This window comes from Bacteroides sp. 51 (assembly GCF_010500965.1).
Classification (GTDB): domain Bacteria; phylum Bacteroidota; class Bacteroidia; order Bacteroidales; family Bacteroidaceae; genus Bacteroides.
Genome location: NZ_QVMI01000092.1, coordinates 1 through 853, shown reverse-complemented (window position 1 = coordinate 853; position 853 = coordinate 1). Strand labels below are relative to the sequence as shown.

Annotated in this window: 1 protein-coding gene; it reads left to right on the top strand. The window is 52.8% G+C overall.

Annotation, left to right across the window (positions count from 1 at the left end; all coding sequences use genetic code 11):
• Positions 1–853 (top strand): DUF4906 domain-containing protein (locus D0T87_RS23630; protein WP_163178626.1); only part of this gene is annotated, 853 nt, incomplete at both ends.

Here is an 853-nt window from a genome sequence, read left to right as displayed (position 1 = left end):
AGGTGAAAAAGCGATGTTAAGCATCCAGCTGGATGCGCCCACCCTCTCGCGTGCCTCAGGCACCGTACCCACCGATGCGGTGGGCAACTATACGGTATTCATTACCGATAAGAGTACCGGTGACATCAACACGGCATGGACTACATACAACAGCACCGGAACAGCGCTGACCGGCGATAAGGCCCTGGGTGTAACCACCAATGCCCAACATGTGTACATCGTAGCCAACGCAGGCGACCTGAGTTCTATCACTACACTGGCCGCCCTGAAAGCTTACAAAGCCGACCTGAACGGAACAGGTGCCCAGTCTTCGGCTACAAACCGTTGGGCTACCGGTGCTACCGCCAGCGCCCTGAGCTTTACCAATAGCGGCGACGGCGAGTACAAAGCCAGTACTAGCGTTACGCTGACATTTATTGCTGCACGTATTACCGTTACAGTAGACAATGCCATGACCAAGTACGGTGAACCCGGTTCGCTTACATTGAACAACATTGCCGTATTGAACGCCCGTGGCGAATCCCTGTTGTTCCCATCCAGCGGTTCTTCTTTAATTCCTTCGGCTTACACCGGTGGTAAGAAATTCTACACCGGCTACGACAAGCCCAGCGGTGAAACCTGGTCTTTCTGGCCAGCGGCTGGTACATACACCCTGGCTGCTGCACGTTTTCTTGATGCCCTGAACCTGGCTGCTCCGTCCACAACTTATTATTACTATGTGTTTGAGAACGACGCAACAACAGCTAATGCTTCACCTACCATCGTTACCCTTACCGGTAAAGATAAGGATGGCAAGAACCTCTACTGGCCTGTTCACCTGGCTTCTTACGAGCAATGGAAATCAGGCAGTGGT